The organism is Paraburkholderia ultramafica, from assembly GCF_902859915.1.
Lineage (GTDB): Bacteria > Pseudomonadota > Gammaproteobacteria > Burkholderiales > Burkholderiaceae > Paraburkholderia > Paraburkholderia ultramafica.
In genome coordinates, this window is sequence record NZ_CADIKK010000051.1 from 11,509 (window position 1) to 34,651 (window position 23,143).

25 protein-coding genes and 2 pseudogenes are annotated in these 23,143 nt (G+C 61.4%); 7 read left to right on the plus strand and 20 right to left on the minus strand.

Annotation, left to right across the window (positions count from 1 at the left end; genetic code table 11):
* Positions 1-212: 212 nt before the first annotated feature.
* Positions 213-1,544, minus strand: a complete 1,332-nt coding sequence (locus tag HV744_RS33040; protein ID WP_175153512.1) for a sigma-54-dependent transcriptional regulator — start codon at positions 1,542-1,544, stop codon at positions 213-215.
* A gap of 10 nt (positions 1,545-1,554) precedes the next feature.
* On the minus strand, positions 1,555-3,537 hold the full coding sequence (locus HV744_RS33045) for a sensor histidine kinase (RefSeq protein ID WP_246279308.1): 1,983 nt from the start codon (positions 3,535-3,537) through the stop codon (positions 1,555-1,557).
* 477 nt (positions 3,538-4,014) lie between these two features.
* Here HV744_RS33045 and HV744_RS36895 point away from each other — a divergent pair, with 477 nt between their 5' ends.
* Positions 4,015-4,470 carry a hypothetical protein gene (locus HV744_RS36895; protein ID WP_217469187.1) on the plus strand — a complete coding sequence of 152 codons (456 nt, stop codon included), beginning with the start codon at positions 4,015-4,017 and terminating at the stop codon, positions 4,468-4,470.
* A gap of 92 nt (positions 4,471-4,562) precedes the next feature.
* Here HV744_RS36895 and HV744_RS33050 read toward each other — a convergent pair whose 3' ends face one another.
* Positions 4,563-5,354: a hydroxyacylglutathione hydrolase gene (locus HV744_RS33050; RefSeq protein ID WP_175153513.1), complete on the minus strand. Its 792-nt coding sequence runs from the start codon at positions 5,352-5,354 to the stop codon at positions 4,563-4,565.
* Positions 5,355-5,923: 569 nt separating this feature from the next.
* Here HV744_RS33050 and HV744_RS33055 point away from each other — a divergent pair.
* On the plus strand, positions 5,924-6,562 hold the full coding sequence (locus HV744_RS33055; protein WP_175153514.1) for a putative quinol monooxygenase: 639 nt from the start codon (positions 5,924-5,926) through the stop codon (positions 6,560-6,562).
* 432 nt (positions 6,563-6,994) lie between these two features.
* Here the strand turns inward: HV744_RS33055 and HV744_RS33060 are convergent, their stop codons facing one another.
* The 16 genes and pseudogenes from HV744_RS33060 to HV744_RS33130 form a co-directional block, all read right to left on the minus strand.
* Positions 6,995-7,372 (minus strand): TraR/DksA family transcriptional regulator, encoded by a 378-nt coding sequence (locus tag HV744_RS33060; RefSeq protein WP_246279309.1) that lies wholly within the window; start codon positions 7,370-7,372, stop codon positions 6,995-6,997.
* Positions 7,373-7,590: 218 nt separating this feature from the next.
* Entirely contained in the window at positions 7,591-7,902 is a 312-nt protein-coding gene (locus HV744_RS33065) for a type II toxin-antitoxin system RelE/ParE family toxin (RefSeq protein ID WP_175153515.1), read from the minus strand.
* A complete protein-coding gene (locus tag HV744_RS33070) occupies positions 7,899-8,156 on the minus strand; it encodes a type II toxin-antitoxin system ParD family antitoxin (protein ID WP_175153516.1) in 258 nt (85 codons plus the stop codon). Before HV744_RS33070 ends, HV744_RS33065 begins: the two co-directional genes overlap by 4 nt.
* Before the next feature lie 346 nt (positions 8,157-8,502).
* Positions 8,503-8,892, minus strand: a complete 390-nt coding sequence (locus HV744_RS33075) for a hypothetical protein (protein ID WP_175153517.1) — start codon at positions 8,890-8,892, stop codon at positions 8,503-8,505.
* Positions 8,893-8,975: 83 nt separating this feature from the next.
* Positions 8,976-9,110 carry a hypothetical protein gene (locus tag HV744_RS38130; RefSeq protein WP_281363688.1) on the minus strand — a complete coding sequence of 45 codons (135 nt, stop codon included), beginning with the start codon at positions 9,108-9,110 and terminating at the stop codon, positions 8,976-8,978.
* A gap of 25 nt (positions 9,111-9,135) precedes the next feature.
* A complete protein-coding gene (locus HV744_RS33080; RefSeq protein ID WP_175153518.1) occupies positions 9,136-9,510 on the minus strand; it encodes a hypothetical protein in 375 nt (124 codons plus the stop codon).
* 221 nt (positions 9,511-9,731) lie between these two features.
* Complete coding sequence (locus HV744_RS33085) at positions 9,732-10,052, minus strand: non-heme iron oxygenase ferredoxin subunit (protein ID WP_175153519.1); 321 nt, start codon at positions 10,050-10,052, stop codon at positions 9,732-9,734.
* 1 nt (position 10,053) lies between these two features.
* Positions 10,054-10,422: an SUF system Fe-S cluster assembly protein gene (locus HV744_RS33090; RefSeq protein WP_175153520.1), complete on the minus strand. Its 369-nt coding sequence runs from the start codon at positions 10,420-10,422 to the stop codon at positions 10,054-10,056.
* An 8-nt stretch (positions 10,423-10,430) separates the two neighbouring features.
* Positions 10,431-10,886 carry a Fe-S cluster assembly sulfur transfer protein SufU gene (gene sufU, locus HV744_RS33095; RefSeq protein WP_175153521.1) on the minus strand — a complete coding sequence of 152 codons (456 nt, stop codon included), beginning with the start codon at positions 10,884-10,886 and terminating at the stop codon, positions 10,431-10,433.
* Complete coding sequence (locus HV744_RS33100) at positions 10,883-12,136, minus strand: cysteine desulfurase (RefSeq protein ID WP_175153522.1); 1,254 nt, start codon at positions 12,134-12,136, stop codon at positions 10,883-10,885. Before HV744_RS33100 ends, sufU begins: the two co-directional genes overlap by 4 nt.
* Positions 12,133-13,458: a Fe-S cluster assembly protein SufD gene (sufD, locus tag HV744_RS33105; protein ID WP_175153523.1), complete on the minus strand. Its 1,326-nt coding sequence runs from the start codon at positions 13,456-13,458 to the stop codon at positions 12,133-12,135. Before sufD ends, HV744_RS33100 begins: the two co-directional genes overlap by 4 nt.
* Positions 13,455-14,246, minus strand: a complete 792-nt coding sequence (gene sufC / locus HV744_RS33110; RefSeq protein ID WP_175153524.1) for a Fe-S cluster assembly ATPase SufC — start codon at positions 14,244-14,246, stop codon at positions 13,455-13,457. The genes sufD and sufC overlap by 4 nt, the downstream gene beginning before the upstream one ends.
* Before the next feature lie 29 nt (positions 14,247-14,275).
* Positions 14,276-15,724 (minus strand): Fe-S cluster assembly protein SufB, encoded by a 1,449-nt coding sequence (gene sufB / locus HV744_RS33115; protein ID WP_175153525.1) that lies wholly within the window; start codon positions 15,722-15,724, stop codon positions 14,276-14,278.
* Positions 15,721-16,224, minus strand: a complete 504-nt coding sequence (locus tag HV744_RS33120) for an SUF system Fe-S cluster assembly regulator (RefSeq protein ID WP_175153526.1) — start codon at positions 16,222-16,224, stop codon at positions 15,721-15,723. The genes sufB and HV744_RS33120 overlap by 4 nt, the downstream gene beginning before the upstream one ends.
* A 438-nt stretch (positions 16,225-16,662) precedes the next feature.
* A complete protein-coding gene (locus tag HV744_RS33125) occupies positions 16,663-17,160 on the minus strand; it encodes a universal stress protein (RefSeq protein WP_175153527.1) in 498 nt (165 codons plus the stop codon).
* A gap of 296 nt (positions 17,161-17,456) precedes the next feature.
* Positions 17,457-17,765, minus strand: a pseudogene (locus HV744_RS33130) (transposase); the annotation flags it as partial.
* Positions 17,766-17,899: 134 nt separating this feature from the next.
* On the opposite strand from HV744_RS33130, the gene HV744_RS33135 reads away from it, so the two are divergent.
* The 4 genes from HV744_RS33135 (at position 17,900) to HV744_RS33155 (ending at position 22,442) form a co-directional block, all read left to right on the plus strand.
* Positions 17,900-18,121 carry a hypothetical protein gene (locus tag HV744_RS33135; RefSeq protein WP_175153502.1) on the plus strand — a complete coding sequence of 74 codons (222 nt, stop codon included), beginning with the start codon at positions 17,900-17,902 and terminating at the stop codon, positions 18,119-18,121.
* A gap of 66 nt (positions 18,122-18,187) precedes the next feature.
* On the plus strand, positions 18,188-18,385 hold the full coding sequence (locus HV744_RS33140) for a hypothetical protein (RefSeq protein WP_175153528.1): 198 nt from the start codon (positions 18,188-18,190) through the stop codon (positions 18,383-18,385).
* A 47-nt stretch (positions 18,386-18,432) separates the two neighbouring features.
* Positions 18,433-18,678, plus strand: a complete 246-nt coding sequence (locus HV744_RS33145; RefSeq protein WP_175153529.1) for a hypothetical protein — start codon at positions 18,433-18,435, stop codon at positions 18,676-18,678.
* Between the two features lie 1,706 nt (positions 18,679-20,384).
* On the plus strand, positions 20,385-22,442 hold the full coding sequence (locus HV744_RS33155) for a WD40 repeat domain-containing protein (RefSeq protein WP_246279310.1): 2,058 nt from the start codon (positions 20,385-20,387) through the stop codon (positions 22,440-22,442).
* A gap of 233 nt (positions 22,443-22,675) precedes the next feature.
* Here HV744_RS33155 and HV744_RS33160 read toward each other — a convergent pair whose 3' ends face one another.
* Positions 22,676-22,819, minus strand: coding sequence for a hypothetical protein (locus HV744_RS33160; RefSeq protein ID WP_175153530.1), 144 nt, complete (start codon positions 22,817-22,819; stop codon positions 22,676-22,678).
* A 186-nt stretch (positions 22,820-23,005) separates the two neighbouring features.
* Here HV744_RS33160 and HV744_RS33165 point away from each other — a divergent pair.
* Positions 23,006-23,143, plus strand: a pseudogene (locus HV744_RS33165) (IS6 family transposase); the annotation flags it as partial.

Genomic DNA, 23,143 nt, shown 5'->3' on the forward strand with positions numbered 1-23,143 from the left:
TCCCTTTGCTGATGGTGCTGGTTGTCGATGCGAGCCTGGCCAGGCGTCGCACTCACCTATGCAATGGGTATGCCAACCGTCACTGCCGCTTGTTATTGGTTGTTTCTAAAGGACTATTTTAATTCGTAATACTTATTGATAAAGCGATTCGTTCGCTTGTCGGAACGCCGGCCCGAGATCCGGCTCGAAGCGCCGAACGGCAGCGCCGCCCGTTACGCCTCGTTCTGGACCGGAATCTCGTGTTTGCGGATCTTGCCGAACAATGTCGTTTTCGGGACTTGCAGCGCCACTGCTGTGCGGGACATGTTCCCGTCGTTGCGGCGCAACTCTTCGACAATCAAGCCACGCTCGAAGGCTTCCACTGCGCTCGTGAGCGACAGGGGGCCATCCGCGACTGCCCCTTCAGGCGCGGTCCTCAGGCCCAGCACATAGCGCTCGGCCTGGTTACGCAGTTCCCGCACGTTGCCGGGCCAGTTGTGTACGAGCAATTCGCGGATCACAGCGTCCTTCACTGGCGGCGGTGCCTGATTCAGGCGCACCGCGGCCTGATTGACGAAGGTATCGAAAAGAAGCGGGATGTCCTCGCGCCGCGCGCGCAGCGGTGGGAGGTCGATCGTTGCGACGTTCAGGCGGAAATGCAGATCGGCGCGGAATTTGCCCTCTTCGGACAGGGCGAGCAGATCAGCCTTCGTCGCGGCGATCACACGGAAGTCCACCGGAATGAGCTGATTGGACCCCAGCCGCTCGACTACCCGCTCCTGGAGCACGCGCAGAAACTTGACCTGCATGGCCATCGGCATGCTCTCGATCTCGTCGAGAAAAAGGGTGCCGCCGTGCGCATGCTCTATCTTGCCGATTCGCTGTTTCGCCGCGCCGGAAAACGATCCGGCCTCGTGACCGAAGATTTCGCTCTCGAACAGGGTCTCCGGCAAGCCCCCGCAATTGAGCGCCACGAACGGCCCCTTGCGTCCTGAGAGGTCGTGCAGGCAACGGGCAATCAACTCCTTGCCCGTGCCGGTTTCGCCCAGGATCATCACGTCGGTCGGCATGGCGGCGACCTTCTGCACGAGCTCACGCAGTTCCGTGATTGACTGCGCGCGGCCGATGATGCGGCTCTCAAGCCCGCCAATCACGGCGAGCCGGTGGCGCAGCTGCGTGATCTCCAGCGCGAGCTTGCGCTTCTCCAGCGCTCGTTTCGTCATTGCTACCAGTTGGCAGGTTTTGAATGGTTTCTGAACAAAGTCGTAAGCCCCGTCTTTCATCGCCTGAACCGCCGTCTGCACGTCGCCGTGACCGGTGATCAGGATCACCGGGAGATCGGGGTCCCGCTCCACCAATTGCCGCAGGAGGGTTGTGCCGTCCATACCCGGCAAGCGAATGTCGGACACGACGACGAGGCAGCGATCGCGCGGTAACGCGCGGGGCATCCTTTCTACGCTGTTGAAACCCAAGGCGCGCACACCCTCGAGCGCAAATGCCTGCAGGCAGCCGAGCCGGACGTCATCGTCGTCCTCGATTACCAGAACCTCAGCGTCGTCAATCATCAATCTTTCCTTATGCGATATGGGCTTTCAGTGTGATTCGAAACAGCGCACCGCCCTGCGGCCTGTTCTCTGCGCAGAGGCTGCCGTCAAAGCTGTTGATGATGTTGGCGGAGATGGCGAGCCCGAGTCCGAGGCCACTTGCCTTCCTGGTCGTGAAAAACGGTTCGAATAACCGGTGTTTTACGGTCTCCGAAAGACCGGTTCCGTTGTCCGCTACCTCGATCAAGGCTTTGTCGCCGGCAAGGCGGGACCGGATCTCGATCACCGGCTCTTCAGTGTCCGCCAACGCTTCGATCGCATTGGATAGCAGGTTGACAAGCACTTGTTCCAGTCGAATGTTGTCGCAACAGGCCCATAGCGGTTCCTCCGGTGCGACGCTTTTCACCTCGATGCCGTCCTTCTTTAACCGATGACTCATCAGCGTAACGGCGCTCTCGATTGAGGGCGCCAACGGCGCGGCGGTGATTTCTCCGTCGGATCGGCGCGCGAAGGAACGCAGGCGCCCCGTCAACGTAGCCATGCGGGCAATGAGATCGCCGATGCGGCTGAGATTGAACTGGACGGTATCAAGATCGCCGCGCTGCAGGAAGCGCTCGGCGTTCTCGGACAACGCCGCCATGGCCGCGAGAGGCTGGTTGACTTCGTGAGCAAGCCCAGCCGACAACTCGCCGATTACCGCGAGGTTTTCCGTGCGTAACAGTTCGTCCTGATAGCCTCTGAGCCGGCGCTCCGACTCAATGCGCTCGGCAACTTCCTGCCGCAGACCGTCATTGGCGACCCGCAATTGCGCGCTGCGCTGTTCGAATTGCGCCTTGAGCCGGCTGTAGGTCGCCTGAAGCGCCTCGCCGGCGAAGCGCTGTTCCTGGGATGCCAGCCGCTTTTCATGGACGATATACATCCCAAGCGCGACGAGCACGACTGCGATGGCAATCAGGCCCGCCTCCGCAAGGGCGAGGCGCTGCGCGTCGGCCGGATCGACGAGGACCATGAGCAGCATCGAAAGGCTCGGCGGGATGGCCGATACAGTCAGGTAGTCACGCGCTTGCCCCGGTAGTCCAGCCCTCAGGAGACTTCTGTCTCCGACTGATGGCGTGATGCTCTGCCAGACCAGAGGGGCAATGGTGGCGCGATTGTATTGCTTTGTGTCATAGAAACTGCGTTGCTGCTGTGCGCTTAGCTTGCCCACGACGTGGTATTTCCAGTCGGCGCGCGATGCCAGGACGATCACGCCGTTGCCGTCGATCACCACCAGCTGTCGTTGGGCTCCGTTCAGCCAGTAGCGCTCAAGCCGGTCGAACTCGATCTTCGTCGCGATGGTACCCAGCCGGCGACCAGATTCCTCCACTGCGGTCGCCAGATAATATCCAGGCATGTTCGTGGTCGTACCGATGCCGTAGTAACCTTCCACCCGCCCTGCCGGGGCATCCTGGACATAGCGACGATACGACAGGTCCCGGGCAATGAAGCTGTCGGAGAGGCCTCGGTTGGATGAAGCAACGACGCGACCGGTGGCATCGATAACAAAGGTTTGCGATGCGCCCGCGCTTTCGTTGAGCGATTGCAGTATTCGGGTCACTGCTTCGTCGCGGGCCGCGGTCCGGTCGCCCTTCAGGTAATCGATCACGTCGCGGTTCATCGAGGCAGCCAGCGGCAACATGCCAAACTTGGCGATTTCCCGTTCCAGTCGCTGCGTGTGCAGTGTCACTTCCTGGATGGCCGTCTTGTTCAAGGCCTCCATCCCCTTTGCAAGGAAGTGGTGATATGAGCCGACAAAACACAGCACTGCGACGAAGGCGGTCGGCACCAGATGCACGATTGCATCGCGCCTCCGGAATAAGCGCATACAGGATAGATTGCTCAAGTCAGGTGGATCGGCGGGATTGATGGTCAATCGTGGGCACGGTTCCACACAACGCTCGCGATAACGACAGGGATTGATCATGATGCTGCCTCCCGTCGCACTGTCGCCGGTCTCCGTCAACGTCATTGTCATTGCGTCTATTCCTGGCCGCCGTACGGCGTGCCTAATAGTTACGCACATCCTATGCCAACGATCGAATGGCAATGGGACCTTGCCTGACAGCCTGTTTCGCGAACGCCGCGGCGACGCATGTTCGATTTTCCGGACATCAAGTGCCGGTGGCGTCTGGAAATCCGGACGGAAAGGCTGGTCCCGCTGCAAACCAGCAAGTCATCCTCATCTGGGGCACGATGCGGCTGCCTTGGCTGGCTGAAAGATCAGATGAACTGAACAATGAATCGATTTTGACGGAGCGTCTGCGCCCAATGAATACCCGGCCAAGAGACTGCTCAGGAAAATGGTGCGTGATGACACCACGTGCAACCAGAAACGAGAAACGAGATCGACCACCAGGTAACCGATCTGTCCTTCATGATTCGCTTTGTCGAAAGACAACTCGGCATACCGCGAGTGGCCATGGCTCCGCGTATGCGGATCCGGGATCACTGAATGGGTTCTTCAATTTTGACGACGAGTCCCGCGTGGGGCGCATTCTTCTCGATGAGCGATGAGCTACGTGGCCGCTGCGGAACCGCTATATCGGCGGATCAGCGCGCGATTGTGCTGGCATTTCTGCTGCTATCTACAGTTTTTGTGCATAAGCCGGTGCTAAGAGTGTTCGGCTGGGTAGATAGTCAGCTGAACACCGGTGACGCCGATGCGACCTGCCTGGCTGATGCTGACCCATCCCGGGCGTGCGCGCAGAGTCGATTGTCCAAACTCAAGCCAGGAACAGACATCCGCCAACGTAAAGCAATTGACCGCTCCTGGCCGGGTGCAGCCCTTCGCCAATACCCGCCTTCGTTCCGACAGAGGCGTCCTTCGCCCCAGTCGAAAGCGAACGCTCGTTGGAGCGTCTTGTTGGCCAAGGCCGGCTTCCGCCAGGGACTGCTTTGGCGAGGTTGAACCCGGAGGTTCAGCCCCCGCTATCTTCGATGATGCCGTCTACACAGAGATGGCCCGATGCGGTGAGCGGCAACGCTCCGCGCCCGGCTGCATCACCACCTGTTGCGCAACTCGCGAAGCTTGAGAAACACCGTCCTGGGATCGGGTTCTTCCGGGAGATCCGGGAAGCTTTCCCGCAACCTGGCGATCACGCTTGCGCTTGTGAGCCGGAAGAAGGTGTTGAATTGCCCTTCATCCTTGAGCGTGGTGACGATCGAGGTCTTCGGGTCATGACCGGCCACGTGGGGAAGCAGGGCCCGGGCAGCGGAGTTTTCCGGCTCGATCGACAACGTGAACCTCAGATTGTTCTCGATGTAGTCATGCCCGGGGTAGATCTTCGTGTCGTCCGGCAGTTTGGCGAGCTGGCCCACAAACGTGGCATACAGCTCGCCCGGATCGCCGCCGTTGTGGCAATTGCCGGCGCCCGCATTGAAAAGGGTGTCGCCGGAAAACAGCGCCGGCTGGTCGGTATGTGATCGCAGGCAGATGTGGCACATGGTGTGGCCCGGCGTGTCCATGCATTCGAGTTCGACCCGCTTCCCGACTTTGATGATGTCTCCGGCTTTGACGCCGCGGTCCACCCCCGCGATGCGAGCGCCGGCCCTGAAATGAGCAAGCAGTCTGGCGCCCGTGGCCGCGACCATCGCTTCGTTGCCGCCGGTGTGGTCCCGGTGCTCGTGGGTGTTGAGGATCTGCGTGATCTGCCACCCCTTGGCCTTCGCGGCGGCGAGGCACTTTTCATGGTCCAGCGGGTCGATGGCAAGTGCTTCGCCGGTTTCCGGACATGCAATCAGGTAGTTGAAGTTGCGGTAGGCATTGCCAGTCCAGATACGCTCGACGATCATCGTGTGCTCCCGAGGGCTTGCTGCCGACGAACAGGCATAGCTAGCAAGCGATGTCACCGACCTGAAGCCCGTGGAACAGGATCGCCGCGGGCGAAACACTTGGGCTTCGATCCTTCAGCTATGGTAGCAGCGGTCGTTCAACGCCTGTTGGGATTGCTTTGACCAAGACAGTCGGAGCCTCGTCAGACCACAGTACCGCGGGTCACCGGGCTCCAGACGGCTCATCCCGCAGACGAGTCCCTGACCGGGGGCGCCAGGCTAGACGGCGTGCGGCGCTCTTACACTATTCGCGGCGCAGCATGAGTAGCTTGACTCTGGCATCTGCAGGGCAAGCCGGTTCCAGCGGACCTGCCTGGAACGGCGAGGCGAAATCCACTATCGTGTAAGTTGAGGTGCATTGCACACGCGCAGGATCGCCGGGCGAGACGTTTCGCCCGATGCCCCCGACGACGATCGCAGGACCGAAGGTGTCCTCTGGAGGGAGGGCACTGGCGCTACTGGCTCGTTAGCGTCGAAGGACTGCACGCTCAACGCGCTCAGGGTCGGTCGATCACCGGTGGAGGTGTCTCATGTTCACTAAAGGTCTGCTCGTCAGGTTGGAAGTCAAGGCCGGCTACGACGACGCCAAGGCGGAAGACGTCCTGCGCTCGGCTCTCGCGATGGGTCGGGCGGAAGCCGCAACGACCGCGTGGTTCGCGATCAGATTCGGGCGATCGGAGTACGGCATCTTCAACGTATTCCCAGACGATGCCGGCCGCGAGGCGCATCTGGCGGGGCCAGTTACACAAGCGCTGTTGGATGGCGGCGGCAGCGTGTTTGCCGGGGCGCCGCTGATTCAGGAGCTCGACGTCCTGGCCGACAAGTTGCCTGCAACATCATCGGGCGAGCCGGTCACGAAGGCGCTGCTCCTCACGTTCAAATCAAAGGCGGGCCATGAGTCGCAGGTCGCGCAGTTCCTTCGCGACGCGCAAGCACTCGTGGAGCAGGAACCCAAGACCGTTGCCTGGTTTGCCATCCGCCTTGACGACAGGCACTTCGGCATCTTTGACGTCTTCCCCGACAACGGCGGTCGGTTTGCGCACTTGACGGGTCATGTCCCTCGGGAACTCGCCAAGCATTCGCTGTCATTGCTGGGCAGCGTGCCGGATATCGGAATGCTCGACGTGGTCGACGCAAAATGGGCCGACCAGTCTGTGGGGGCGCGGTGAACGGTCAAGCAGACGGCGAACGAGGCCTGATACAGAACCTTCCCCAAAGGTCGGAATCTGCCGCCGGTCGTATCGTCAGGGACAGCGCAACAGTCTTACAGTGAGTATCGCGTCGCGCGGCGGCACCCGGCCCCGAGAGTTTTCAGGCAAGACCGTCCGTGTTCGTTTAGGGTTATTCGATGCCTGCCAACACGCACGGAGGCAGCGTCACATTCCTGCAGCCGATGGCAGGCATCGAATAACCCTAAACGATAGCGCCAGTTGGATAGTGTCGCGGAAAGCGGCCATTGGACCGCAATTTTCGGGCCAGCGCGAGTGGCTGCAAGGGCCGCCGATCAGCCGCCAGCCGAAACAGGTTGCACGCTCGAATTCTGGCGGTTTGCGTCATGAAGGGTCGATTCATCAATGACTTGCATATCAACTCCGACAACCCTATTTGCGAGTGGCGCGGTGTTGTTCGAACGCTGTCTGGCATGAAACGCAGCGGGCCGTGTAGGGCGCGGCAACAAGCCGCTCATAACCGATCGGATCTCCGCACTCGACGCATGCGCCGTAGCGGCCGGCGGCGATGCGTGCCAGCGCCGCGTCAATCTGCTGCAGTTCGTCGAAGTCGTGCCGCGCGAGCGCAGTGCGCAACTCATCGCGCGCCTTGCGCGATGCGGTCTCGTCGGGATGCGACTCGGGACCCAGCACTTCGGGCGGCCGGGCTCCTGCGAGATCACCGTATTCGCCTTGAAGCGCCGCGAGCAGGTCACGACGGCGCTCGCAGAGGCTTTGCTGTAACAGTCCGAGTTCGGAACGGGTGATCATGGACAGGTTCTATGTGTTCTGTAACGCCACGCACAACGCGGGCATCGCGAAGGCGTTCCGTCACGTACATACCTTTGCGCAGAAAGTCGTCGCCCCGGATGTGAAGCCCCCTGCTCGCCGACATTTTGACCCGTCGATCAACCAGATCGCCTCTCTCGCTCAAACACAAGACTACACCTGCAGAAGCAAACGGATCGTCGTCGGTGGCTCACTCGAGTTCAGGGGAAAAGGATCGCAGCGTAGTTACGCGCGCTGTGCAGGACATGAATAACGTCGATGCGCTCGGGAGGCTGGCCGACGACACGATAGAAAATCTGGTGACCGCCGTGAACCCGGTGACGCACGCCACGGTCTTCGTAGCGCGGCACAATTGGGAATGCGACGTACATGTCGGCGAGGCGCGTGCACTTCTCGCGCAGCTCGCGCAGCTCGCGCACGAAACTCAGGGCACGACGGGGATTGTCGCGGGCCATGTAATCGCCGACCGCCTCAAGGTCGGCTTCTGCATCAGGAAGGATTTGGACAATCATCGCTTGGTGCTCGCCATCGCATGATACTTTGCTTCAAGTCGGCCGAACACGTCCTCGGCGAGCTTGCCCCGTCCTGCCTCCGAATCGCCAATGCCACGATCAATGACCGCATCCAGCGCGGTGAGTTGCATTTCGCGATCCTGAATGAGCTTCACACCTTCGCGCAGCACCTCGCTTTCCGAGCTGTAGCGGCCCGACTGGACCAACTTCGCGACGTAGCCCTCAAGCTGTTGCCCAAGATCTGCATGGATCATAGCTACACCCCGGAACATTCATTCGCCCAGACCACAATAAATATTATAAGGCGGTCCGGCGCAGCCGGAGCTGATCGATTTCAGGACACACGACCGAGGCGAGCCGAGTTGCCGAATGGCAGCAGCTCCTCGGCCACGTGCCGCCGGAATTGACTTGCGTGATGATCCTGCACGTTGCGCTGCCTGCACCAAGGCTCGCCCGAGAGGTCCACTGAAAGCAGGTCGACATGCAGGGCCAGTGGCGCGCCGGTGCGCGACGTGCTGCGGCTCTACACCGACAGCAGGGTCACGCAGCCTCGCCGCTCACCGCCCCTTTTGCATCAGTGGCGAGATCACCCAACCGGACTCATCGGATGATCTCGCCGCTCCACCGGTCCCGGTTGACCCAGAACGGACACCGCGGACAGTTTTCGCCTTCCGGATAGTCGATGCCTTCCTCATGCGGACACCCGATGATGCGATTGACGGCTGCTACCGATCTGGCGCCATGCTGTTCAATGAACCGGACGATTGCTTCGGTGATTGCCGGATCGGTTCTCGCATCCGCGGTCTGACAGAACCACCGCTCAACCGGATCCGCATCCGCGCCTTCGTACGCGACGATGCCGACAGCAACCTTCGTCGCCCGCGTGTCATCGGGCCCATAAAAGGCCACCGTTGCGACCGGATAGCCGCAGAAGCCCTTGCGACTTTTTTTCGCGAGCCTGTCCCGGTACCACTGCGCCTTCAATGTCATGTCACCTCCGTGCCTCCACCCGACCGGCCAATGCGACGACGGCGTCAGCGATCGCGGCCGTCGATCGTCGTAGTCACCGATGGTCAGCGATGCCGCACGTTCGGTGTCGTTATGTACGCGTCGAACAGGCCCGCATGCAGGCGGCTGCGCTCCTCGCGCAGCCCGATGAGTTCGTGCTGGCCGCCTTCATGCTCCCGGCGCAGGTTCTCGCCCAGCAAAGCCGTGGCGGGGGACGCCGCCCGGTCACGTTGCGCGCGCGCGCCTCCCCCAGCCGCCCGCCAGCACCGGCTTGACCACCGGCAGCCACGCAGGGAAGCACGCATAATCATCTGCCTCGCCCGTGCCGGGGAACACCGCATCAAAGCGCCGGCGCAGCGCGTCAAGCGAAGCGTCACCGAGTGTGGTCAGCAATGCCGCGAACCGTGCGGGCGCCAGCCACGCCAGTTCGGCAATCAGCGGCCACAGCGGTGCGGCGTGGTTCCCGGCATGGATCCCGGCCTCGGCGCCGCGAAAGGACAGGGCTGCGGCACGCCCGACGAGCGCTCGCCAGCACGGTGCGAGCCACGGCTGGACGGTCTGCGCCGGCAGCCAGCGCTCGCAACCAACAATCATACTCACCCTATCGCGGCATAGAGCCCCCGCTTTGGCGCGGTCTCCTTATTGCGACAAAACCGCTTTTTTTGTCTGGCATACGAGAAGAATGGCTGGAACCGAAACGGAGCGGGCTGACTGGTTGTGTCGCGGTACGCGATGACGGTCCTGTTCGACAACGTTGTTCAGACACTTCGCTTGTCGAATTTTCGACTGGCGTCGCAAAGAACCCAGAAGAACAGCGCACCTCAATCCCACCGATCGTCACGCACCTGAACGACGCCCGCCTCGATCCGCACCTGAAACACCGCCACATCCTCATAGGCCGGCGGCGCCAGCACCTTCCCGGTCCTGATGCAAAACCGTGCTCCGTGGCGCGGACAGACGACCACGTCGCCTTCCACCACACCGCCCGTCAGGATACCGCCGTCGTGCGGGCAGATATCCTCGATTGCATAACAGGTGCCGTCGACGTTGAACACAGCAACCTGCGCGCCATCGACCTCGACGCTGCGAACAGCCCCGGCCGGAAAATCCCCGATCGCGGCGACATCGACCCAGTCGGACATGTCAAAGCATCCCCAATTGCAGGCGCGCCGCATCCGACATCCGGTCTCTCGACCACGGCGGATCCCACACCAGTTCGACGCGCACGTCGTTCACTCCGCTCACCGAAAACACCGCATCCTCCACCGTCGCCGGGAAGGTCTGCGCGACCGGGCAGCCGGGCGCGGTCAGCGTCATGCGGATCTCGACGCGGCCTTCGGCTTCGTCCACGTCAAGACCATAGACAAGCCCCAGGTCGTAGATATTGAGCGGAATCTCCGGGTCGAACACGGTGCGCAGCGCGTCGATCACGCGTTCTTCAAGACGTTCTGTTGTTGTGCCACTGCCGGGTTGTGCGGCCTCAGCGCGCTTCAGCCAGTCGAATGTGTTCATCGTCTGCCTCACTCTGTCGAAACGGGGCGGTCCTCGTCGTGCAGCGCGGCATGCAGCGTATGCCAGGCCAGCGTCGCGCATTTCACACGCTCGGGAAATTCACGCACGCCGGACAGCACGGCCAGCTTGCCCATCTCCGGCGCGGCTGCGGCCTGCCCTGCAGCGGGTGTTGTCACCATGTCGCGAAAGCGCCCGAACAGCGCTTCGGCCTCTGCTTCCGTTTTGCCTTTCAGCGCCTCGGTCATCAGTGACGCCGACGCTGTCGCAATTGCACAGCCTGCGCCTTCGAAACTCGCCTCTTTGACGATGCCGTCCTCGATTCGCAGATAAAGCGCAATCCGGTCGCCGCACAGCGGGTTATAGCCCTCAGCCGTGTGATTGGCACCGGACAGTCCATGACAGTTACGCGGCCGCCGGTAGTGGTCGAAGATCACTTCCTGATACAGATCGCGCAGATCGCTCATGTTCCGAATATCTCCCTGACCTTGCCGAGACCCTCGATCAGCGCGTCGATATCCTGGTGCCTGTTGTAGAGTGCGAGCGACGCGCGCACGGTCGCCGGTACGCCGAAGCGCTGCATCACTGGCATCGCGCAATGGTGACCCGCACGCACGGCGATGCCGTGATGATCGAGAATCGTGCCGACATCATGAGCATGCACGCCGTCGAGCACGAATGACAGGATGCTTGCCTTGTCGCGTGCGGTACCGATGAAACGCAAGCCTGGTATCACCCGCAGTGCATCCGTTGCATAGGCGAGCAGCTCGTTCTCGTGCGCGGCGATAGCTTCCATGCCGATGCTGTCGACATAGTCGAGCGCCGCGCCCAGGGCAATCGCGCCGGCAATGTTCGGCGTGCCCGCCTCGAACTTCCACGGAATCTCGTTGTATTCCGTTTTCTCGAACGTTACCGAGCGGATCATGTCGCCGCCGCCCTGCCACGGCGGCATCGCTTCAAGCAGTGCGGCCTTGCCGTATAGCACGCCAATGCCAGTCGGTCCGTACACCTTATGCCCGGAAAACGCGTAGAAATCGCAAGCTATCGCGTGGACGTCGACCGGCAGATGCGCGATCGCCTGCGCGCCATCCAGCAGCACCGGCACGCCCCGCGCGTGCGACGCTGCAACGAGGCGCTCCACCGGATTGATGCTGCCGAGCGCGTTAGCCAGATGCGTCATCGCGACCAGTCGTGTACGTTCACTCAACAAGCGCTCATACGCGTCGGCATCGAGCGCGCCCGTATCGTCGATCGGCACGACTTTCAGCGCCGCACCCGTCTGCTCGCAGAGCAGCTGCCACGGCACAATATTCGAATGGTGCTCCATTGCGCTGATCAGGATTTCGTCGCCGGGCTTGATCCGCGGGCGCGCATAGCTCTGGGCGACGAGATTGATTGCTTCGGTCGTGCCACGCACGAACACGATCTCCTCCGGACGCTGCGCATTGATGAAGCGTGCAATCGTCGCGCGTGCGGCCTCGAATGAATCGGTCGCGCGCTGCGACAGCAGATGCACGCCGCGGTGCACATTGGCGTTGCTATGCCGGTAGTAAGCGTTTTCCGCATAGATGACCGAAGCGGGTTTTTGCGTAGTGGCGCCATTGTCGAGATAGACTAATGGCCGGCCATGCACGCGCTCGCCCAGAATCGGAAAATCGGCTCGCCAGTGCTCGACATTGCGCGGATCGGGCGTCTGCATCTGTTCGATCGGCTTCATAGCAACTCCCTGATGCGCTCGCCTTCCGGGGTGTGCGCGAGCAGCAGGTTTTCGAGCCGGCCACGCAGCGAATCGATGCGCACACGTTCGACAATGTCGCGCGCAAATGCGTATGTCAGTAGCGCCCGTGCCGTGCGCTCTTCGACACCCCGTGCACGTAAATAGAACAGCTGGTTGTCGTCCAGTTGACCGACCGTCGCGCCGTGTGTGCATTTCACATCGTCGGCGTAGATCTCGAGTTGTGGCTTCGTGTCGATTTCCGCGTCACGCGACAGCAGCAGGTTGTGATTCGCCTGATGCGTGTCCGTTTGCTGCGCATCGCGATGCACGATGACTCGTCCGTTGAACACGCCGCGCGAGGCGCCGTCGAGCACGCCGCGGTAGTATTCGCGACTCGTGCCATGCGGCTCCGCGTGATCGATGCGCGTGTGGTGATCGACGTGCTGCCGGCCCCCAACGAAATAGAGACCGTTCAACGTGGCTTGCGCGTTCGCGGCGTTCAGGCTCGTGCCGATGCCTGTGCGCGACAACGCGGCGCCAAACGCGAACGCATGTGAGGTAAAACAGCTGCCGCGTCGCTGCACAGCGGCGACCGACGCGATATGAAAAGCCTTCGAGCTTTCCTGCTGCAACCGGTAGTGCTGCACGTCCGCCTGTTCGTCTGCGACGATGCGGGTAACCGCGTTGGTCCAGTACGCGCCGTCGCTCAGCCCTGCAAAGTGCTCGACGATCATGCAGCCCGAGCGTGCTCCTGCAAGCACGAGATTGAACGGCTGCACCGCAAGACCCGCTTCGTCGGTCAGGAACAGTATCTGCAGCGGTTGGTCGATGACCTCGCCAGGCGGCAGCACGATTGCAAACCCGTCCGTCATAAACGCCGTGTTCAGCGCGGCAAAGCCGTCGGCATATGCCTGCGAGGCGATTGCCGCTTCCAGTCGTTGCGGCATTTCTCTCAACGCCCGGGTAAGCGAGCCCACAAATACCCCGTGTGGGAAACCATTCAGTTTCGACAGCCGCGGCACATGCCGACCGTTGACAAAGACCAGTCGATGCCCGGCAGGGTCCAGCTCGAGTTCATCGATGACGTGCCGCACGTCGCTATCGTCGGTGCGTTGTGCCCTGAAATGCCAGGGACGCTTGCCGATCGCCGACACGTTCGTGTATTTCCAGTCCTCGTGCCGCGTGGTCGGCCAACCCAGCGCGTCGAACTGGTCGAACGCGCTTCGGCGCGCGGCACGCAGCCACGGCAACTCAGCGCCGGGCAACGTCTTCGCGAGTTGCCCAAAAGCCTGATGGAAATAGTCGAGGGATTCGTTTTTCATAGATGCCCCGCACTTTCCTGGCTTGCTCTATTTTCTGGTTGCGCCGCTTCATCGTCGATCCAGCCATAGCCTTTACGCTCCAGCTCCAGCGCCAGTTCATGTGATCCCGACTTCACGATCCGACCATTCGCCAGCACATGCACGCGATCCGGCACGACGTAGTCCAATAGCCGCTGATAGTGCGTCACGAGCACGATCGCCCGTTCTGGACTGCGCATGCTGTTGACGCCCTGCGCGACAATCTGCAATGCGTCGATGTCGAGTCCGGAATCCGTTTCGTCGAGAATGGCGAGCCGGGGCTCCAGCACGACCATCTGCAGAATCTCGTTGCGCTTCTTCTCTCCGCCGGAAAAACCCTCGTTCACGGCTCGATACAGCAGACTCTCGTCCATCTGCATCAGCGTCATCCTCTCCTTGACCAGTTGCAGAAACTCCATTGCATCGAGCTCCGGCTCGCCACGATACCGCCGCTGCGCGTTCAACGCCGCCTTCAGCAGATAAACGTTGCTCACGCCGGGTATCTCGACGGGATACTGGAACGCGAGAAACAGTCCCTGGTGCGCGCGTTCTTCGGGTGCGAGCGCCAGCAGGTCGCGGTCGAGATACGAGACCTCGCCGCCCTTGACAGCAAAGTCCTCGCGCCCGGCCAGCACCTGGGCAAGTGTGCTCTTGCCCGAGCCGTTCGGGCCCATGATCGCGTGCACCTCGCCGGCCTTCACGCTCAGATCGATACCGCGCAGAATTCTCTTGCCGTCGACTTCGACTTGCAGATTGCTGATTTCAAGCATGGCCCGAATCCCTCGCGAATCGCTGTGGATTACCCCACAGCGCCTTCCAGGCTGACGCCGAGCAGCTTCTGCGCCTCGACGGCAAACTCCATCGGCAGCTCCTTGAAGACTTCCTTGCAGAAGCCGTTCACGATCATCGACACCGCATCTTCCGGTGACAACCCACGCTGCCGGCAATAGAACAACTGGTCTTCACCGATGCGTGACGTCGATGCTTCGTGTTCGACCTTCGCGGTCGGGTTCTTGACCTCGATGTAGGGGAATGTGTGAGCACTGCAACGGTTTCCGAGCAAAAGCGAATCGCACTGCGTGTAATTGCGCGCGCCTTCCGCCGCACGGCCGATCTTCACGAGGCCGCGATACGCGTTCTTTCCACGGCCAGCCGAAATGCCTTTCGACAGAATTGTGCTGCGCGTATTACGGCCGAGGTGAACCATCTTCGTCCCGGTATCGGCCTGTTGATAGTGGTTGGTCAGCGCCACCGAATAGAATTCACCGACCGAGTCATCGCCCTGCAGGATCACGCTCGGATACTTCCACGTAATTGCCGAGCCGGTTTCCACCTGAGTCCATGAAATCTTCGAATTCGCCTCGCGGCAGTCGCCACGTTTGGTCACGAAGTTGTAGATGCCGCCCTTGCCCGATGCATCGCCCGGATACCAGTTCTGCACCGTCGAATAGCGGATCTGTGCACCTGCCAGCGCGACCAGCTCGACCACCGCGGCATGCAGCTGGTTTTCGTCGCGCATCGGCGCGGTGCAGCCTTCCAGATAGCTCACGTACGCGCCTTTGTCCGCGACGATCAGCGTACGCTCGAACTGCCCGGTGTTCTGGGCGTTGATACGAAAGTAGGTCGACAGTTCCATTGGGCAGCGCACGCCCGGCGGGATGTAACAGAACGACCCATCGCTGAACACGGCGGAATTGAGCGCAGCGAAGAAATTGTCGGTGTGCGGCACGACCGAGCCGAGATACTTTCGCACCAGTTCGGGATGATGCTGTACGGCATCCGAGAACGAACAGAACACGATGCCGAGTTCCGCCAGCTTTTCGCGGAACGTAGTCGCTACCGACACGCTGTCGAATACCGCATCCACCGCCACGCCCGCCAGCAGTTCGCGCTCCCTCAGCGGCACACCCAGTTTTTCGTAGGTACGCAGCAGTTCCGGATCGACTTCATCGAGTCTCTTCGGACGATTCTTCTGCGTCATCGGCGCGGAATAATAGATGATGTTCTGATAATCGATCGGCGGGTGTTCGACGGTCGCCCAATGCGGTTCGATCATCGTGAGCCAGTGACGATACGCCGCGAGCCGCCATTCGAGCATGAACGCCGGCTCGTCTTTCTTCACCGAAATGAGCCGGACCACGTCCTCGCTCAGCCCGCGCGGAAGCGCATCGGCCTCCAGGTCGGTCACGAAACCATGCTGGTATTCGCGGCTGATCAGTTCATCGAAACCCGTTGCGGATGCGCTCATGCGTGGCCTCCGTCAATGGACGTGCGCGCAGGCGTCGCGCCCGCGCGGTGGCTGGGGATACTGCGCGCGCGGATCGCGCTGATATCGACCGCGCGCAAGGTGGGGCCCGCCATGTCTGCCAGCGTGACCTGCTGCAACGCTTCGTAGATCAGGCGATTGACCTTCTGCCAGTTGGCGCGGACCGCGCACGCCGCCTCCTGGATACACAGGCCTGGCGTAGTACTGCATTCGGTCATCCCGATCGGGCCGTCGACAGCGGCGATCACCTCCGCCAGCGTGATCCGCCCGGGCGGCCGCGGCAGCAGGTAACCGCCGTTTGTGCCGCGCAGCGACTCCACGACACCACCCCGCGTCAGCACTTTCAGCACCTTTGACACCGTAGGCATCGCGACGCCGGTCGCCGCCGCAATGCTGCTTGCGCTGTGGACGGCATCCGGATCGCGCGCCATCGCGGTCATGATCACTGTGCCGTAATCGGCAAGTTTGCTCATGCGCAACATCGGGACATCTCCTGTTTTAATCAGGACCTATTTGGTCCTGATTGCATCGAAACGAAATCCGCACGTGTGCAGCGAGTGACACTGTCCTGTGTGGGGATTCCTGGTCACGTCGCCAGCCGCTTTCCGTTTCGGGAGAAGCATTTCGCGAACGACGCAACATCAATTTCATTCTAGACCTGTATGCACAACCTTGTCAGTGTATCGATCTTCGTCACGGACCGCTCTGGAGAGACACGCTCCATGCCCGCGAATACCCACTCGCCCGTCCAGACATTAGTTGTTTGATATCCAGAATATCGAAAACTGATTTAAAGACCGGAATCCACGCTCACCGTTGCCAGCATCGTTGTGGTGCCGACGACGGTGTGAGCCGCGTACCGGACCGGCGTTTGATTCCTCACGGCGGGCCAGCCTTTTTCTCACGCGAAGTCATACTGCCTATGGAGGAGAAGGCCTTGATGCGGTTGCTGGGGTGCTGGATGGGCCGGCTTGCGTCGACTGCCGGACGACGAGGACCGGGATCTGACTGTGCGTCAGGACCTTTTGGGTCTCGCTGCCGAGTAACAACGCGCGCATGCCGCTTCGTCCGTGAGACGCCATGACGATGAGATCACAATTTCGTTGTGCTGCAACGCTGATAATCGCCTCGTACGGGTGGGCGCGATTCGTAGCAACCGTATCGCACTCGACACCTGCTTGCGCAGCCGCTTTTGCGATGACCGCGAGGTAGTCATCCGCATGCTGTCGGGTGGCCTGGACGACTCGCTCCTCGGTGTCCGCGATCATTTCGGTGCCGTACGCGAGGACATGAAATTCCGGGATGACGTGGAGCCCCGTGACTTTGGCGCCACTTTCCATGGCGAGCGTCACCGTCATTTGAATGGCGGCTTCGGAGAGGGCCGAACCATCGGTCGGCACCAGCAGATGCTTGAACATACGTTTCCCCCCGCAGCCAGACATATTCGCGTTGACATCCTGCGCCCGTCGCCTGAACGAGGCACGCGTGGATCAAGGCGACCTCTTTCAGTATAGTCACCATGACGAGGGTTTGGCACGCAGCCCATATCCGTGACAAAGTACCACGCGCTGCTCCAACTGAAGGCCGGTATGGCGAGCGACGGCATTGTCACGGTAACCGGATGTGCTGGTAGAGAGACGACGAAGAACTCGAAGCCGATCTGTCACCGTTTCCGAACATGTTGATCTCGTCGGTGCTACAGCTTCGTTGCGCGTCACCCAGCAGCAATCTTCATCTTTGTGTTTCCCGGCATGAGCCGCTTCGCCATTCGTCGCAGATTTTGTGCGGTTGCCGCCAGCAAGAACTCGTCGTACGCATCTGTTGGTCCACGCAGTCGCAAGCGGTCACGCCTCAGGATACGTTTGAGGTGAGCGAAGAACATTTCCACCTTCTTTCGCTCACGGCAAGATTTCCTGTACGCGGGCGTTGTCGCTATGCGCGTGGCCTCGTCGCGGGCAGCTTCGTGAATGCTGCGGGTGACCTTGCGCATTGGCGTATTCGGACATCTGACTTCGAAGACGCAGGCCGCAGTAGAAATTTACCGAGGTGGTGAGCGTCGTTATTGTTCGATCGCCAATGGCGGACGAATCGTAGAAGCAACCGTGCGGCGCGTTTCGCTCATGCTACGATCCATTGGTAGTTGGCAAGGAGGACGCCATGGATGACGAAGTCTATGCAACTCACACGCATGTGGCGCGCGTCCGGGTGATAGAGACTGTGAAAGGCTTCTACCGTGGATTCGTACACCTGCGCCGCATAGGGGATGATCCGGGGTCGGCCGAGCAGCATCAGACCGAAGAGGAATTTGCGCGGGAGGTTCAAGCGCGGGATGCCGCGCGCGCTCTTGCCCGCAAATTGCTCGAAGAGCGCAAGCTCTGAATTCATGCGTCGACGCTGTGAGCTTCGGCGACAATCGAAGCATCGAAAATGACGTTGGAGACGGTTATGGCAGAAAAACTCAGCCCCAAGGTGGAAGAAGCGCTGCGCGAACTTGCCAGTCGGCCTCTTGGCGAGCGGCCGCTCATGTTGGAATGGGACGTTGAGAGCGAACTCCAGCAGCGCGACTTTATCGAAGAGTCAGCGAACGGTGGCTGGTTGATCTCTGAGCGCGGTCGAGCGTACGTACGCGATGCGGACGCCTGAATCCGCACGACATTCGACATTGATCCGGAATAGCTTCGGAGCCCGAAATGCAGAATCCAGCTCTATTTCACGTGCTGCTCGATCATCTCGAGGCGATCGGCGCGTCGACGCATGACGTCGACCGCTTCGTTGATCGGTGGCACAGACTGAAGTCGCACGAGGCCTTTCCGTGCCCAGTCTGCTACTTAGCCGGCAAGGAGCAGCCGCTCGCGGCGTTGCCGGCTCAAGACAAATTCGAACCAGTTAAATGCCCGAGCTGCGGAACGCAGTTCGATGTGCCAATCGATGCCTAGCGGAAAGGCAATCTGGGCTTGAGCGACAACCTGACCGCACGCTCGGCATATCCGACGACTCACAGTCGACGATCGGCAGCAAGGCTGCGTCAGGCCCAGATCTCGATGCGTTCAAGGGAAAAGGCCCCCACTCAGCGGCGCCGCAGTCCGGCTCGACTTCCTCATTTAAAGCTACGCTGAAAAAGGTCAACACCGTTGGGCGATATGTGGTGCTCGCTCAAATGTGGCCTTGCGGCGCCCAAGCCGCGATCCTCACAGGATCCAGTCGGCTGAGCGCCAAATAAACAGCCTGCAACAAGGTCCGGAGAAACGCCATCAGCGCGGGATCTTTGGCCCACCGCCGGTTCGCCTTTCGATCGCTGGGGATAGTAAGCCTCGCGAGGGCATTGGCCTTCATCTCCAAATCAATTTCGGCGTAGACGTTGGTCGTATCGATGGAGACATGACCAAGCCACGCCCGTACGGTTATTGATATCAACGCCGGATCTAAGCAGGTGGGTCGCAGTTGAATGTCTGATGCTGTGCGGGCTGACGCGCTTGGAGGCGGAGCGAGGGCATATTGGCTCGCGCCTTGGCAGCGTAACGCTCTACGACCGCGTGAATGCCGAAACGCGTCAGGGGTTGCCCACAGCGGTTGAGGAATACCCGTTCCTGAGGGGGACGTTGACCAGCGAGGTTGCACAACTCTTGCACGGTGTCAGGCCATAGCGGACACTGGCGCTGTTTTCTGTCATGGAAATATTTGCATGATCGGAAGGAGCGTTGCACACCGTTGAGCAAGAACACTCGTGCCGTCTTAGCCGCGTGGGTTCGGGAGCCGCCGCGGGCCGCGAATCAGCCATTGTTCCCAAATGCACGTGGGGGCCGGCTGAGCGCACACGGCATGCACTACCTGCTTCGCAAGATGAATCGCCCAGTTGCAACGCTCCAATGACTTTGCAGCAGCAGAGCGCGCTTGCTCGGAAGAGCTCTTCTCGTAGCGAGCCGATGAGCGGCTGTTTGTTGGAGGCGAACAGTCAAATGTCTCGCCTACACGATTGGCAGTTGTGGGTCGCGCGCGGCCGATCGCCGACACGCTCCGGCTGGCCGGGCTCGGCGATTCACGCTTGCTCCCGAATCGGAAATCGCGATCGGCTGCATAGGTATGAACGTCCTCACTCCCCAGCGCGTCGGGCGCCCAGGCGTGAGCCGACTGTCGACTGATCGATTAATTCAGGAAAACAATATGGCCGTACCCAACCGCTCGATGCGCACCATAGGCGTTGCTCGGAATTGGCACGGTGCGGCACCAGAGCCACACACCTGGGCGGCGACAATTACGCTGGGATGAGCTTCCCGAACCCTCCCATGCAGTCCTGGAGAGTCTCATCCGGCATCGACTGCTGCTGCGAGACCGGGGCAAGGTCGAACCTGGCAATGAGGAGGTCACAATCGTTGAAGTCGCGCACGAGGCGTCGTTTCGACAGTGACCGACCCTTACCAACTGGCTCGACGCGGACGCAGATGCACTCAAGTCAGTCGACATCGTGCAGCGAACTGCGCAGGAGTGGCAAAAGACCGAGCAGGGGGCGACTTGGCTGGCCCACGTCGGCGATCGGCTAACGGGCGCGGATGGCCTTGCCTATTTACGGGCTTGCCGCGGGCGCGGGAGATCGCACGCCCCGAGCGCGAGTCGCAGTTGCAACAAATCGCTGAGGAGCAAGCCCATGTCAAGGACGAACAGACACGGACAGGGCGCGCGGCGACGCATCCAGGTACTGTTGGGCGTGATCGTGGTCATTCTGATTGCGACAGGTGGGTGGTTCATTTACCAGACTCGGGCGGTCGCACGCCAGACTTCCCTTGTGTTGGTGTCGGCCGCGACGACGGCGAACGACGCGGGAATTTATGACCGCGCAATGCGCTTCGCCATGCTGGCGATGGGGAAAAGCTGGCTCTTGCCGGGATCGGTAGACGCAGAGCTGGAGCTCATGCGTGGCGCGCATGCATCAATGCAAATTGCGTTGCTTAGCGGGCACCAGGAGCCGGTTGATTCCGCCGCCTTCAGCCCGGACGGTCAGCGAGTGGTGACCGCGTCCTGGGATAGGACCGCGCGTGTATGGGACGTCGCTACGGGCAAACAGATCGCGCTGCTCAGCGGGCATCAGGGGTGGGTTTATTCCGCTGCCTTCAGCCTGGACGGTCGGCGGGTGGCGACCGCGTCCGTGGACGGGACCGCACGGGTGTGGGACGCGGCTACGGGCAAACAGATTTTGCAGCTCAAGGGGGAGGATTGGGTTTATTCCGCCATCTTCAGCCCGGACGGCCGGCGGGTAGTGACCGCGTCCGCAGACGGGACCGCGCGCGCGTGGGACGCGGCGACCGGCCGGGTGATCGCGCAGCTCACCGGGCATCATGGACCGGTTTTCTCCGCCGTCTTCAGCCCGGACGGCCGGCGCGTCGTGACCGCGTCCGCAGACAGGACCGCGCGGGTGTGGGACGCGGCGACCGGCCGGGTGATCGCGCAGCTCACTGGGCATCAGGGGTCGATTCTCTCCGCCGCCTTCAGCCCGGACGGCCGGCGGGTAGTGACCGCGTCCGATGACAAGACCGCGCGGGTGTGGGATGCGGCGACCGGCCAGGTGCTCGCGCGGCTCACCGGGCATCAGGGACCAGTTTTCTCCGCCGCCTTCAGCCCGGACGGCCGGCGGGTGGTGACCGCGTCCGCAGACACGACCGTGCGGGTGCGGGATGCGGCGACCGGCCAGCTGATCGCGCGGCTCACCGGACATCAGGGACCGGTGAGCTCCGCTGCCTTCAGCCCGGACGGCCGGCGGGTGGTGACCGCGTCCGATGACAGGACCGCGCGGGTGTGGGATGCGACGACAGGTCAGGCGATCGCGCAGCTCACCGGACATCAGGGGCCGGTGAACTTCACCACCTTCAGCCCGGACGGCCGGCGGGTGGTGACCGTGTCCGTGGATCGGACCGCGCGGGTGTGGGATGCTGCAATGGGCGAACAGATCTTGCTGCTCAGCGGGCAACAGGAGCCGGTTGTTTCCGCCGCCTTCAGCCCGGACGGCCAACGGGTGGTGACTGCGTCCCGTGACAGGACCGCGCGGGTGTGGGATGCGGCGACCGGCCAGCTGATCGCGAAGATCTCCGGAGATCAGGGGGCGGTGAACTCCGCCGCCTTCAGCCCGGACGGCGGGCGGGTGGTGACCGCGTCCGCAGACCAGACCGCGCGGGTGTGGGACGCGGCGACCGGCAAACAGATCGCACTCTTCCGCGGGCATCAGGGGGCAGTTTTTTCCGCCACCTTCAGCAAGGACGGCCAGCGGGTAGCGACGGCCTCCGCGGATCAGACCGCGCGGGTGTGGGACGTGGCCACGGGCAAACAGATCGCGCTGCTCAGCGGGCATCGGGGAACAGTTTTTTCCGCCGCCTTCAGCCCGGACGGCCAGCGGGTAGCGACCGCGTCCGCGGATCAGACCGCGATGGTGTGGGACGCGGCGACGGGCCAGATGATCGCGCAGCTCAGCGGGCATCGGGGGGCAGTTGGTTCCGTCGCCTTCAGCCCGGACGGCCAGAAGGTGGTGACCGCGTCCGCTGACGGGACCGCGCGGGTGTGGCCTGTCCGATGGCTCATGCAGTATCGAGGTCGGAGCCTGGCCGAAGCTGTGTGTAAGGAAAAGCTTGTGGGCGCAAACCTGCTCACAGCCGACGATGAAGCTGCCCTTTCTCTCATACGCGGGCGCGAGGGTGAAAACGCGTGTGAGTGGTAACGTGGTAATGGGACGGGGAGCGGCATGCCACGACTCCATATCATGGCCAGCGCAGCCGATGGCTTTCACGTCTTCCCGACTAGCCGACGAACAGGCAACCGGCACGATTGCGATGACAACCGGTTCGTGAGCCTCCGCTCGGCGACAAGGTGACGGACCGGAATAAGTCGAAGCTTGCCCCCCACTCAACGGGCAAGAGTGGGATCGATTTCTTTGTCAACTGGTTGCGCGTTTCAGTCCTCCGCAAGCCCGGGGTTGGCGAGCGACATCCGCAAACACGCGAAACTGGATGGATGGTTGCGGAAATTGATGGGTATTGAGATGTCGATGTCTGCATTATCCTCAGGAATGCAGATGGAAATGACGTGGCCGTTCATGACGCGACGCGCCATCGGGCAACAGCATGCACCTGCGATGACACTTAGCAATAATGCCGCAGGTTAATCATCGTATACGCGAGCGTTTTGAATGCGTAGTGGACCGCACTGAGACGTTCGAAGCTCTGGTGCAAATAGAGCAGGTGAATCGGTTAAAGTGTTGTTCCCCGAACTCATCATCCGACAATGAGCAAGCTGAAAAGTATGGACGAGCTGTTTTCGGGCCGTCACTTTAACCGCGACGTGATCATTCTGTGCGTGCGCTGGTACCTGCGCTACAAGCTCAGTCTGCGTGATCTTGTCGAGATGATGGCTGAGCGCGGC

Bases quoted from the DNA above. Each gene is read 5' to 3' on its own strand.
- HV744_RS33040 (WP_175153512.1), bottom strand. From the start codon at position 1,544: ATGATTGACGACGCTGAGGTTCTGGTAATCGAGGACGACGATGACGTC.
- HV744_RS33045 (WP_246279308.1), bottom strand. From the start codon at position 3,537: ATGACAATGACGTTGACGGAGACCGGCGACAGTGCGACGGGAGGCAGC.
- HV744_RS36895 (WP_217469187.1), top strand. From the start codon at position 4,015: ATGGGTTCTTCAATTTTGACGACGAGTCCCGCGTGGGGCGCATTCTTC.
- HV744_RS33050 (WP_175153513.1), bottom strand. From the start codon at position 5,354: ATGATCGTCGAGCGTATCTGGACTGGCAATGCCTACCGCAACTTCAAC.
- HV744_RS33055 (WP_175153514.1), top strand. From the start codon at position 5,924: ATGTTCACTAAAGGTCTGCTCGTCAGGTTGGAAGTCAAGGCCGGCTAC.
- HV744_RS33060 (WP_246279309.1), bottom strand. From the start codon at position 7,372: ATGATCACCCGTTCCGAACTCGGACTGTTACAGCAAAGCCTCTGCGAG.
- HV744_RS33065 (WP_175153515.1), bottom strand. From the start codon at position 7,902: ATGATTGTCCAAATCCTTCCTGATGCAGAAGCCGACCTTGAGGCGGTC.
- HV744_RS33070 (WP_175153516.1), bottom strand. From the start codon at position 8,156: ATGATCCATGCAGATCTTGGGCAACAGCTTGAGGGCTACGTCGCGAAG.
- HV744_RS33075 (WP_175153517.1), bottom strand. From the start codon at position 8,892: ATGACATTGAAGGCGCAGTGGTACCGGGACAGGCTCGCGAAAAAAAGT.
- HV744_RS33085 (WP_175153519.1), bottom strand. From the start codon at position 10,052: ATGTCCGACTGGGTCGATGTCGCCGCGATCGGGGATTTTCCGGCCGGG.
- HV744_RS33090 (WP_175153520.1), bottom strand. From the start codon at position 10,422: ATGAACACATTCGACTGGCTGAAGCGCGCTGAGGCCGCACAACCCGGC.
- sufU (WP_175153521.1), bottom strand. From the start codon at position 10,886: ATGAGCGATCTGCGCGATCTGTATCAGGAAGTGATCTTCGACCACTAC.
- HV744_RS33100 (WP_175153522.1), bottom strand. From the start codon at position 12,136: ATGAAGCCGATCGAACAGATGCAGACGCCCGATCCGCGCAATGTCGAG.
- sufD (WP_175153523.1), bottom strand. From the start codon at position 13,458: ATGAAAAACGAATCCCTCGACTATTTCCATCAGGCTTTTGGGCAACTC.
- sufC (WP_175153524.1), bottom strand. From the start codon at position 14,246: ATGCTTGAAATCAGCAATCTGCAAGTCGAAGTCGACGGCAAGAGAATT.
- sufB (WP_175153525.1), bottom strand. From the start codon at position 15,724: ATGAGCGCATCCGCAACGGGTTTCGATGAACTGATCAGCCGCGAATAC.
- HV744_RS33120 (WP_175153526.1), bottom strand. From the start codon at position 16,224: ATGTTGCGCATGAGCAAACTTGCCGATTACGGCACAGTGATCATGACC.
- HV744_RS33125 (WP_175153527.1), bottom strand. From the start codon at position 17,160: ATGTTCAAGCATCTGCTGGTGCCGACCGATGGTTCGGCCCTCTCCGAA.
- HV744_RS33135 (WP_175153502.1), top strand. From the start codon at position 17,900: ATGGATGACGAAGTCTATGCAACTCACACGCATGTGGCGCGCGTCCGG.
- HV744_RS33140 (WP_175153528.1), top strand. From the start codon at position 18,188: ATGGCAGAAAAACTCAGCCCCAAGGTGGAAGAAGCGCTGCGCGAACTT.
- HV744_RS33145 (WP_175153529.1), top strand. From the start codon at position 18,433: ATGCAGAATCCAGCTCTATTTCACGTGCTGCTCGATCATCTCGAGGCG.
- HV744_RS33155 (WP_246279310.1), top strand. From the start codon at position 20,385: ATGTCAAGGACGAACAGACACGGACAGGGCGCGCGGCGACGCATCCAG.
- HV744_RS33160 (WP_175153530.1), bottom strand. From the start codon at position 22,819: ATGAACGGCCACGTCATTTCCATCTGCATTCCTGAGGATAATGCAGAC.